The 11994-nt window shown below is 47.0% G+C and carries 7 protein-coding genes and 1 pseudogene; 3 read left to right on the plus strand and 5 right to left on the minus strand.

What is annotated here, in order from left to right; translation table 11 throughout:
* Positions 1 to 12: 12 nt before the first annotated feature.
* The 4 genes and pseudogenes from deoC to BLW33_RS04530 all read right to left on the minus strand — a co-directional run bounded on the left by deoC (position 13) and on the right by BLW33_RS04530 (position 3710).
* On the minus strand, positions 13 to 699 hold the full coding sequence (gene deoC / locus BLW33_RS04510) for a deoxyribose-phosphate aldolase (protein WP_090305689.1): 687 nt from the start codon (positions 697 to 699) through the stop codon (positions 13 to 15).
* A gap of 104 nt (positions 700 to 803) precedes the next feature.
* Positions 804 to 1550, minus strand: coding sequence for a GntR family transcriptional regulator (locus tag BLW33_RS04515; protein WP_090305692.1), 747 nt, complete (start codon positions 1548 to 1550; stop codon positions 804 to 806).
* A 78-nt stretch (positions 1551 to 1628) separates the two neighbouring features.
* A complete protein-coding gene (locus BLW33_RS04520) occupies positions 1629 to 2342 on the minus strand; it encodes an alpha/beta fold hydrolase (protein WP_090305694.1) in 714 nt (237 codons plus the stop codon).
* Positions 2343 to 2454: 112 nt separating this feature from the next.
* Positions 2455 to 3710: pseudogene (locus tag BLW33_RS04530) on the minus strand (putative bifunctional diguanylate cyclase/phosphodiesterase).
* 370 nt (positions 3711 to 4080) lie between these two features.
* Here BLW33_RS04530 and BLW33_RS04535 point away from each other — a divergent pair.
* Genes BLW33_RS04535 through BLW33_RS04545 form a run of 3 tightly spaced genes read left to right on the plus strand, consistent with a single transcriptional unit; the run spans position 4081 to position 10925 of the window.
* Positions 4081 to 5736 carry a SpaH/EbpB family LPXTG-anchored major pilin gene (locus BLW33_RS04535; RefSeq protein ID WP_090305703.1) on the plus strand — a complete coding sequence of 552 codons (1656 nt, stop codon included), beginning with the start codon at positions 4081 to 4083 and terminating at the stop codon, positions 5734 to 5736.
* A 35-nt stretch (positions 5737 to 5771) separates the two neighbouring features.
* A complete protein-coding gene (locus BLW33_RS04540; protein ID WP_090305706.1) occupies positions 5772 to 6596 on the plus strand; it encodes a class C sortase in 825 nt (274 codons plus the stop codon).
* 39 nt (positions 6597 to 6635) lie between these two features.
* The gene (locus tag BLW33_RS04545) at positions 6636 to 10925 is read left to right on the plus strand and encodes a SpaA isopeptide-forming pilin-related protein (protein ID WP_090305709.1); all 4290 of its coding nucleotides are present in this window, start codon (positions 6636 to 6638) and stop codon (positions 10923 to 10925) included.
* Between the two features lie 82 nt (positions 10926 to 11007).
* Here BLW33_RS04545 and BLW33_RS04550 read toward each other — a convergent pair whose 3' ends face one another.
* Complete coding sequence (locus tag BLW33_RS04550; RefSeq protein WP_090305713.1) at positions 11008 to 11823, minus strand: MerR family transcriptional regulator; 816 nt, start codon at positions 11821 to 11823, stop codon at positions 11008 to 11010.
* Positions 11824 to 11994: the final 171 nt, after the last annotated feature.

Consider the following 11994-nt stretch of genomic DNA (forward strand, 5'->3'; position numbering starts at 1 on the left):
ACCCCCGTAATATTATTGTTTTAAATAAGCGCGATATTCATCCAGAATTTTTATACTGCTACTGGTTCCAATCCGTTCCGCTCCCGCTTCTATCATGGCCAGGCAGGTTTCGAGATCACGGATTCCTCCGGATGCCTTTACCTTTACTCGATCCCCCACCGTATTTTTCATTAATTGAACATGTTCTACCGTTGCTCCAGCCGTCCCAAACCCTGTGGATGTTTTAATAAAATCGGGCTTTACTCTGCCTGCAATTTCAGCCACCGATACGATTTCTTCTTCTGTTAAATAACAGGTTTCGAAAATAACTTTGGAACATACCCCCGCTTGACGGCAAATATCGACAATGATTTTCATTTCCTTTTCGATATATTCTAAATTCCCATTTTTTAATTCAACGATATTGATGACATAGTCAATTTCGTCTGCTCCGTTAGCAATGGCATCTTTTGTTTCAAAAGCTTTTGCATCTATGGTTGTTTGTCCTAAAGGGAAGCTGATAGCTGCTCCAACGTGTACGGGTGAATCCTTAAGGTAAGATTTACATAATTCAACGGGTGCTGAATTGATTGCCACCATTTTAAAACCATAGTGATGGGCCTCATCGCACAACTTTTTAAATTTTTCATCATCCACGAAAGGTTTTAAAAGAGTATGGTCAAAATAATTTGCCAATGCTTCCACCGTTAATCTCTCCATATTATATCCTCCAATTTTCTATATTGACTTAATGTAATTACATAATAACGTAACGTCAAAATAATGTCAATAAAAAAATCCTCTTTCGAGGAGTTGAGAGTAGATTATCGTTTTAATAAAAAAGAAAATTGACTTCGATCACCGCGATATGCAGCTTGAGAATACTCAATGGGGTGATCATTTTCCAAATAGGTAATTGTCTTAATAAACTGGATTGGTGATCCTTTCGCAACATTTAAAAGCTTAGCCGTCGCAATATCAGCAACGATAGCTTCCAGCTGCCGGGTTGCATAGGCGATTTTTAATCCAAGCGTGTCTTCTAACATGCTGTATAAGGAATGGTTAGAAAAATCGGTTTCTATTAAAGAGTGGCATTCTTTTTCCGGTAATACAGTCATAACATAGACGACAGGAGCATTATCGGCATAACGGCATCTTTCTAAGCAAAGGACATTGCTTTTTAGGGGTAATTGAAGCGCTTCTGCCTCTTCCGCCGTACTCTCTCTGGCATAGATGCCGAGTACCTTTGTTTTCGGTGTTAGACCCTTTGCCCGCATTTCATCATCAAAACTTTGAATGGATGTTAAAAAATCCTGATTAATTTTCGGCTTTGTTATAAAGGTTCCTTTGCTTTTTTTACGATAGAGTTTTCCTTCTACAACAAGTTCATTAATCGCCTGCCTGACAGTGGGACGGCTGACACCAAATGCTTCACTGATTTCCAGTTCCGTTGGAATGGGGACATCTAACGAACCATGTTCATTTTTTATATAATCTTCAAGATATCCCTTAAGCTGGTAATAAAGTGGTACCGGAATATTGCGGTTAAGTTTTCGCTCTAAGAAATCCATACTGTTCATCCTTTCAATTTGATTAATTCCAGTATACCCGTTCTATGTTATAATGTCTATACAATGACTTGTATTTGCTCATTTCTCTTTCATAAAGTCCACTATGGCCGCCACCGCTGCATTTTGCTGTTCCTCTGAGCTAATGGTTGCCAGAGGGTCACCCTTCTGGATCCCATAATTGCCAAATTGAGCATGGTTTCCACCGTCAATGACCACAATATTTTCCGTATAGTTGATATTTTTTTCCAGGTTTGCGTTAAAAGAGCCATAAACCGTCAAGGTTTTTTCCGGCAGGTAATCTCCATAAATATAGGCCCCTAAGAGAATCAGTCCCTCGACATCCTGGGGATGCCCGGCAGCATAGCTGCTGGCCATGGCCCCGCCCATGGAGTGCCCGCCAATATACCACCGGCTGATTTCTGGGACTGCCGCATAGACCGCATCCGCCGCATCGGGATTGAAAATGGCCATATTATAAGGCATTTTCACCAGCACACAGGTAATGCCCTGGACCTTTAGTTTTTCCAAGAGTGGCAGATAGGCCTTTGCCTCAACCTTGGCTCCAGGGTAGAAAATCAGACCCGTTCCATTGGGATTCTCCGGGTGCAGGATAGTTAAATTGTCCACCACCTCAATGGTCGAATCCGTCGTCATCACGGCGCGGGCCGTAGCATCGGCATGGTAGTAGTCTGAGGTATACGCATAAAACCCCAGAATGCATACCACTAAAAAAACAACCAATCCTAACCCCAACCGTTTCAATCCTCGATGTTGCGTTGATTGTGATTCCATTCTATCCTCCCCTTTAATTCGTTTTTGTAGCCATTATAACCCGTTTTTCTTGAGTTTGAGGCATAAGGTTGTGAGCCCCCTTTGGCAAATAGCCAAAGGGGGCTCACAACCATTATAAAGACGCATCGAGAGAATCCTCAAAATCAGCTTGAGACATAGGTTTATAAAAATAAAATCCTTGGATAAAGTCACACTGGGACTCCCTCAAAAATTCAAATTCTTCCTTGGTTTCGACGCCCTCTGCAACCACACGATAGCCCAAATCATGGCACATGGTGATAATGGATTTGATAATAATGCGACATTTATGATTGCTTTCGAAATCAGCAATAAATTTCATATCGATTTTAACGATATCCACATCAATGTTGTGAGGGTATTAAAGGACGAATACCCACTGCCAAAATCGTCTAAAAGAACCTGGATGCCATAGGTCCGCATTTGCTGAATCTCAGTCAATATCTGCTTTGGCTCCAGGGCATAAATGGATTCTGTAACCTCTATCCGCAGCAATTCCGGGGGTACTCCGAGGCAATCCACCTTACTGATGATGAGATGTGCAATCTGATGATTATGAAAATCCATTCGGGACGCATTAACCGAAATGGGAACAATGGCTTTTCCCACAGACAGCCGGGATTGGATGAAGTTTACAACAGTGATTCCTACAAAATAATCCAATTTGGCAATAGAGGCATTTTTTTCAAACACAGGAATAAATTTTCCTGGAGAAATAAATCCGTATTTCGGGTGATTCCATCGAATTAAGGCCTCCGCCGAAGCAATTTCCTGAGTCTTAGCATCCACAATAGGCTGATAGTATACGACAAATTCTCCAGCTTCAATGGCTGGTTTCAGCTCTGTGGACAATATTCCTTCTGAAACAATTTCTTCCCGCATCGTTTCATCCCAAATGGCGTAAGGGACGTAATACTCATCGGTGATATACCTTTTTGCTGCTTTGGCCCGGTCACACATGGCGTTAACACTCATTGTAAGATCCCGGATGCGATAAATACCAAAACGAGCAGTATATCGAATGTCCTTATATTGATTTTGGCTCAAGCCAACCAGCCGATCCACGTCAAAATCCTCCAGGGGGATACAAAGGATAAAATGGTCGGATTCCATCCGAGCCGCTTCCAAATGAGAGCAACTGGAAAATTTTTCTGCGAAGTCAATTAAAACCTTGTCCCCAACCTGGGTTCCTCTGATTTCATTAATTACTTTAAAATTATGGATATTCCCATAAATAATAGTATATTGAGCCCCATTATTTGCTTTTAGCTGGTTCTCAACATAGCATAGAAATCCAGATCGATCCAATAGCCCTGTTAATGGGTCCCGGGTAGTGATCGGGTTATTCATCCGATTCCTCTCTTTCAATCTTTTTCTTTTGTGTCCTAATTAAAATCATTTTCGTACTTTAGGACCTTATTGTCAATCTCTTTTTTAAGAATAACCTGTGTTTTATCTGTATTTCTCCAACAACGTTCCCTTAAAGTCATATTAAATTTATTAATAAAGATTGTCCTCGGTTGCAAAAGGTTTTATAATGGGCCCTAATCAATCAGATGATTGTCTCTAAACAGAACCATCCTCTCTGGCCAGACTGATGGGATTACATGGAAAGAGCCGATTTTTTCTAGAAAAAGCGGTCTGATTTCTATTCCTTCGGCTCCCGATATTCTTACGCGTTGGTATCGGGCAAGATTCTAAGTATTCTGAGAAGTCCATTATGGAAAGGAAATTTCATTTTACCATTATCCCTGTTGCTATTACCTTTTTCATTCTTTTTTTACTGTCGTGTCTCCCTGTTCTTGGGGCATCGGCAAGTCCACCAAGTACCATTGACGATTCGATGAAAGGCCGTTGCAGTATGACCATTACCAAATATGGCGGTGATGGCTACACCCCCTCCACTGCAGCTGCTGGCACACTAACCGGCACCACCGCTGATGCCCCCACAGGGGGAACCCCTCTTGCCAATGTCATTTTCACCACCCAAAAGGTTGCAGATTTAGTCCAGGAGGATAACGCCCTTCAGTACAAGGTAACCTCCTCAGATTTTGCCAGTTGGGCCGGATCAAACATCACCGTTGGTGAGGTCTACTCCAGTGCAACACTCCAAGCTTTGATCAATGGCAAAAAAGCCGGGGATTTACAAGATATTTCCAACTGGACCGGACACATTGATCCCCACCCGACCAATGCCGATGGACAAACCGCTTTTTCAAATTTAGATTTTGGCTTGTACATCGTCGTTGAGACAGACTATCCGAGTAATGTCACCCAAAATGCGCTTCCAGTCTTAATCTCTCTTCCGATGTCCAATCAAAATGGAAACGGCTGGCTTTATCAAATTAACCTCTATCCGAAAAACACCACTGCTTTAACGGAACTGGATAAACGAATTCTTACCGATCATGGAATAACCAAGAATTATGCCGTATCGATCGGAGACACCATCAACTATGAAGTCCCCTTTACCGCGATTGTACCTACCGAAGGACTAACAAGTCTGACCATCCGGGATACTCCCGATATGGCATTAATTTTAGATCCCCAATCGGTTAAAGTGTATCTTGGCCATGGCGATGGTAAAACCGAACTCACCCGGGATACCGACTACAGTGTTACTTCCGATGGCGGTAAACTCGCCATTGATTTAAAATCGACCCATCTAAATACTTTAACCGCAGGCACTCAGGATTATACCGTGACGTATACGGGTGTTCTAAATGACCAGGCCGTTATGGGGCAAAACGGACACACCAATACCGTCGCCTTTGATTATGTAAAAAAGGGAGATCCCCCCACAAAGGTCACAACGGTTAATTTGGATGATGCCCATCCTTCTCCTAAGGTTTATACCTATGGGATTCAGCTATCCAAACTGGGAGATAATGGGGCCAAGCTTCAAGATGTCACTTTCACGTGCCACCGCGATGGTCAGCCAGCAATGACCTTTAATCATAATTTATCGGATATTTACTCGCCATCTACCGCCGCCGGTTCCCAGGAAAGCCTGTCCACCAACGCAAACGGACAAATCAATATCCGTGGCCTGGCCCCGGGTACCTACTATCTGACAGAAACCAAAACCAATACCGGATATCAGCTTCTAAAGAATCCTGTTAAGGTTGAAATCATTGCTGTGGAAAACAGTCTCAGCGGTGCCGTCACGGCTAAAGTTTCAGATAAAGCCGTCACTATGCTGGACGAAGGTGGTGAGAACACTACCGCCCTGGTCCCTCTGACCATTCAGAACAATCGTGGTTTCAACATGCCTGCTACCGGTAGCACAGGGACCATCACCATGGTCCTCCTGGGAATTACCCTCGTTGGCGGAGCGACTCTTTTACTGATTATCTGGAAGAAAAAGCAAGTTTAACCCATTGCCGATGAGTCGGCCTGAGGATACCTGCCATGAAGAAAAAACTTGTTCCAGCACTCCTGTTCATCTGCCTGCTCTCAGGGCTGGCCCTTTTGGCTTATCCCGCCATTAGCAACGCCCTGAGGGACAGACAGCAGGACAAGGTATGGGGGCAATACGACTCAGCCGTGGCAGCACTTTCTGAAGCCGAACGGCAAGCAGTCCTTTCCGATGCCCGAACCTACAACAGCACCCTGGCCGATAGCGCGGTTCTTACCGACCCCTTCGATCCTGATGTCCTGCGCACTCTGGAAACGCCCTACCGCGATTTACTCAATCCCAAAGGTAACAGTATTATGGGAATTTTATCCATTCCATCCATCTCCGTATCGGAAGCCATCTATCATGGCACCTCTGATTCCGTGCTATCAACGGGAGTCGGCCATTTAGAAAACACCTCCCTCCCCGTGGGAGGGAGGGATACCCATGCAGTCATCTCTGGCCATGCCGGACTTCCCGGTGCCAGGATTTTTACGGACCTTGATGGTCTTAAAGTCGGGGATGTCTTTTACCTGGATATCATCGGTGAACATCTCGCCTATCAGGTTCGCCAAAAGAAGATTGTCGATCCCCAGGACCTTGGGGATCTCCGCATCCAGCCGGGAGAAGATTTAGTGACCCTGGTGACTTGTACCCCGCCGGGTATCAACTCCCAGCGTCTCCTGGTTCAAGGAAGCCGCATTTCCGAGAGCCAAAGAATGCCAGAACCGCCGAAAGAGTCCTTCACCCTCACCTTTTGGCAGCTTTACTCCATGGTTCTCATCCTTGGAACGATTTTATTCATTGGATGTGGAATCCTTCTTTTTCGGCGCAAGTAGTTATTCCAGGGTTACCCCTGAACAGATAAGGAAAAAGCTATGAAATCACTGGAATCTTCTATTTTATTCTCTGTCCACACAAGCGTAACGATCTTAATACTCATGGCGATTTTCTGCCTTTTTCCCGGTTCAGTAAACGCTGGTGTGGATGCCAACGGACAACTAACCGCCACGGCACCATCTGATTTATTTGCCATGAATTATATAAACGTCGGCAGTGGTGATGCCCTCTACACCAAGTATAATGATGAATGGACCTTGGCCCAGCAGGAATTTCTGGACAATACCCAGGGCGCTTTTCCTCAATCCGTTTCGGGCATTACTCCCTGGAATGGCCAAGTCGGCATCGTTCCAACACCCGTTTCCGATGGTACCCGCCTGTGGTACAATGTCGCTACTCCTGGTGAACTTCAGGCGGTTTTTAACCTGCCTGCCGCCACTTTAAACAACAAAGGGATTCGTTTAACGGCCGATTTAGACTTTAATGGCTATCGTTTTACGGCACTGGCCAACGCTACCAATGCCAACAATTTCGCTACCACCAACATCCAGTTTGATGGTCAGGAATATACCCTCTATAATTTTTATTCGGATACAGGCTTTATCCGAGCGACGGGAAATGGTACGACCATTAAAAACCTCAAATTTAAGAATGTCGTATTAGCTTCTGCCGCCGCAAACGCTGGCATCGGTACCCGCCCCCTCAGCCTCTTTGGCTCCCACGATGCGGTGAACCTTCGCAATCAGGTTTTAAGTAATATCCGAATTGATAATGCGATGACGGTGAATAATACTTATGCCTCAATCTTAACCTTTGGAGGGTACCAAATTGATCGATGTTTTTTAACCAATGCTTATGTCCTGGCTAAAAACCATGGAGCCACCGTTTCCCTTCAAACCAGTACGACTGGTCAAACCATCAGTAACACTGGGGTTGTCAATGGTTATGTCATTACTGGGGGGCACTCTGGGGGCTTTGCCAGCTGTTATGGCAATGCTAACGCCATTTCAGCCACCTTTTCAAAATGTTTTGCCAATATCAAAGTGTATTGCTCTGCCGATAAAGCAGGAACTTTCTTTGGCTATAAAACCACGGGCAACCTCACCTTCACCGATTGCTTTACCACCGGACGATGCGAGGGTACCCAGGATGTCGGCGGGTTTTACGCTGGAGCAGATAGCGGTACCGTAAACTTTACCCGCTGCTATACCACAGCTCAAGTCGGGGTCCTTACCGCTGGCTCCAATCTCGGTGGTTTCATTGGCAACACTACCAATTCGACCTATCGCTTTGCCGATTGCTACGCCGCAGGGGAGGTGGGCTCCTTAAAAACCTTGCCCAGCCAAACGGGAACCCAGGGTGGCTTTTCCGGAGATTATCGAAATGGGTTGGTTTTTACCAATTGTTATTATGATAAACAAACCTCCGCCATGCGAGAAAAGGGCTTTGGAGGCAACAGCTATACCCAATCGACCCAACCCACCACTACCCTAATCGGTATCCTAACCACAGGGGCCGATGGACAAACCGGTTTGACGGAAGCCCCAGGCACCGCTGGATTTAAAGGCTTTTCAAGTAATAACACGGGCTGGCGTTATCATTCGGGTTCCTACCCCCAACTGACCGCCTTCTCTGATGGAGATTCAGCCATTTGGGGTAAGGATGCCAATCTGGTTCAGGCCAACTCCCTGGCTTCCGTCACCACTGTCTATCTTGATACTTGGAACAGCGGGTACAACAACCGGGCACTCCCCACCACCGTGTACGATACCGTCAGGGACATTACGGTCCGTTTTCCCATGGCGACCATGGATAACCTCACCTGGGCTTTAGGGGTCTACACCCGCCTAAGCGACGGTTCTCTGGGCTATCGTCCAGCCCAAACCATCATCGGTAGTGGTGCCGGGGCAGCCTTTAAGCGCACTCTTCCAGTTGTCACTCTAGGACAATTGGGTGGAAAAAACTACGTTGTCGATTCGGCACCCGGAGTGGAATGGGTCAATGCCCTGGTTACCCAAGGGGATCAAACTGCCCGACGGGAAATCCGTCTGGTTCCCACCTGTACCCTATCTCCCGGTGCCGATGTCCAACAATCCATTGGTTCAACCTATGACCATCGGGGAGTTCCTTCAATAACGACGCCAGTGCTCACCTACAGCACCGCCCCCATTCTGGACACCAATGGCGCTATGGACCCCAATACTGGGGAATTTGATCCTAACAAAGCGGTATATACCTTTGACAACACCTACAACAAGGCTACCAATTCCAGCACACGCCTGAACTATGCCGACGGTGCCTCTCCCCTTACCAGTCATCGGATTCATGCCCTGCTGGCTAAACTCGCACCAGATACCCTGGCGGCTGGCACAGTCATTACATCCAATACCCTCCAGGGCTGGATTCAAAACCCTGTGGATAATGGAAGTTATTCAGCCTTGGATAAAAAATGGACAGCCCAGACCCCATTTGTCAAGGGGGAGGACGGCCATTACTATATGGATTATGTTTGGGAGCTTTCTGATGGTCGCTTCATTCGAAACGGTAAAATTATTTCTTTAAAGGATAGCACCCACCAGGTCTCCATTACTGTGGTCAATACTGATGGCACCCCGAATGCAGAAGCTGCCCTCATCGGTGCCTCGACCACAGGATCCAGCCTGAGTTCTACGCCATTTTCTAGTACCCAGGCTACCTTTAACGATGGCACCCCCGTGTACCTGTCCTATCGGCTTGTCCCGGGAAGCGATGGTCTGCCCCGCTATGCCGTGACGAACCTTAGCCTATCCTCAGGCAGTACCACCACGGGATGGACGACGGCCAGCCCTGTGGACTCTCCTGACGGAACCCATTACCAACTGACCAAAGCGGCTTATGATCTTTTTAAGAGTCCCGATGGCTCCGGGTATGTGGTTGAAAAAGGAAGCATCCTTCGAGATTATCTGTTAGCCACCCTGACCGGTGGAACCAAGGTCCTCACCCTGAACTGTAACGCAACCCAGCCTCTGGACAATGGTGAAGTCCTTTCCTATAAGGATTTGGCCGAAGATGCCAAGCTGCAAATCACCGTAGCCCGGGTGTACAACACCTTCTTCATTGATCCGATTCGAACCACACCCCAGAATCCCTATGTTAGCATTAACTCAGGAATTCTATCCGGTCGTTCCGTCGGTGCTGCCCCGGCTCAAAACCCCGGTGCTACGATTAATGCCCAGGGCAACTATCTGGAATTTAAAGAGTGGAATACCAAAGCCGATGGAACGGGAACCCCCTATGCTCCGGAGCAAACGATTCAAAACAGCGATGCCAAATATTATGCGGTTTATCGCCCTTTGTCCATGAGCCTTCAAAAACGCCTGGACGGCAGTACCACTGAAGGAGGCACCCGCCTCAGTACCGATATTGGAAAGCCTGTGGGTGTTAGCCTCTCTCTAACCATGGAGCGTCCCAGCGCCGGACTGACGGCCCTTGACATCACGGACACAGCGGATGCTGGACTGAGCCTCCTGCCCAATACTCTGGCCATCTATAGCGGTACCAATGCCCAGGGCACACGGCTGACCCAAGGCGTCGATTATACTCAAAACCTTGATAAAGGAACATTAACCATTCACTTTTCAAGTGACTTTTTGGCTCAGACAGCACCATGGAATCCCAATTTCTATATTCATTACACCATGGTCCCCACGGCGGACGCCCTGTTGGGTCAAAAAGGAAATCAAAATACAGCGGCTTTCAATTATCGTGCCGGGGATGGATTAACCAGCACCATTAAAGCCCCACCCTGTATTCTTTACACCTACGGGCTCAATATTGAAAAATTAGGTGAAGGTGCTTCCCTTTTAAGCAGTACACAACTGGCGGGGGTCCGCTTTACCCTCACCCGTTCCGATGGCACCGTCCTCGAATTCAACCCCGTTGTCAGTGGTGCCTATACCGGCAGCATGGTCCCCCAAACGGGAGGAAGCCCCGTACTGGAAACCAATGCCCAAGGGAAAATTACCATTCGAGGTATTGGGCCCGGCACCTATTATCTAACCGAAACCCAGACCCTCCCAGGGTATCAGCTCCTTAAGCGGCCCGTCCTCCTTGTCATCACCACAGTAGATGGCTCTACAGGGAAGGCCCAGGCGACGGTAGATGGTCGAACCGCTTCCCTGGGAAGTGATGGATCCAGCACCTCGGCTATTCTCCCCTTGACCATTAAAAATTACCCAGGCTTCGCCCTCCCTGCCAGTGGCAGCTTCAGCCTCCTGGGAGCCATCATTGCTGGCAGTGTTCTGATCGGCGCTTCTGCCCTATTTACCCTTCGGTACTGGCGCCACTAACCCAACGGTTCTGCTTCAACACAACCAAAAGCTCTGCTATCCCATCGTCGATAGCAGAGCTTTTGATGGCAGGTATTCTTATTTATTGTTTTTTCACCGGATAACAGACCTCCGTAACATATTCTTCGGGGTTCTGTGTTTCGTGGGGGCTGACATGGTAGATATTAAAGGCCGGGCCATCATAGGTATAGCCATTGGCCTCTACCCAAGCCGCCACTGCAGTATTGACATCATTAATCAAATCATAGGGCCCCTTATAGGTTGCACTGGCAAAGGTGACCGCCGGCATTTTCTTAAAGCGCACATTGTCGGTATCGGGATACGCACCCCGCACCGTCTTTTGGGCCTCCACATCGACATCCGATTCCTTATACTCTCCATCATAAAAGATAACGCTGCAATAGCAGGGATCTCCGGGAATTAAATTCATCCCGGCAGTTTCCTTCATCATCATCTCCCACAGTATTCCCTCTTGGTCGTAACTGGGAATAATCCGATGCACACTGGCGACCTGACGCTCGGGCAGGGTTTTAATACTGACATCATAGTCCATTTTTTCGTCCTTTCTCAGCCTTTCAATGGCTGTATCCAGGAGTCGCAAACGCTTGTCTGTTTCTTCTTGCAGTACGGACAGCTCCGCCCGCTTAATGTGCAGACATTTTTCAAGCTGGGAGCGGTTTTCGTAGCAGTCCAATATCTCGTGGATTGCCGCTAATCCGAATCCCATATCCCGAAGTGCCACGATACGCCCAATGATGGGAAGCTGATCCTCACTGTAATACCGATATCCCGTAAAGGTATCGGTGGTCGCAGGCTTTAGCAGTCCATTATCATCGTAGTAGCGCAGCATCCGAATGCTGACCCTGGATAGTTTTGAAAAATCACCAATTTTTAACATTCGATTCCTCCACACGTGTGTTTTGTTGAGCTCACCATTATCATAATGCCTCACACCATGTCAGAGTCAACGGGTTATTATAATGGTGCGCTTGTCAAGACAAAAATCCGAAGGATTTATAATGAATAATAGGCAGGTGTGTTAGTAAGGTGTGGGAAGGCAAACAAATGA

The organism is Eubacterium aggregans (genome assembly GCF_900107815.1).
In the GTDB taxonomy this organism is placed as follows: domain Bacteria; phylum Bacillota; class Clostridia; order Eubacteriales; family Eubacteriaceae; genus Eubacterium_O; species Eubacterium_O aggregans.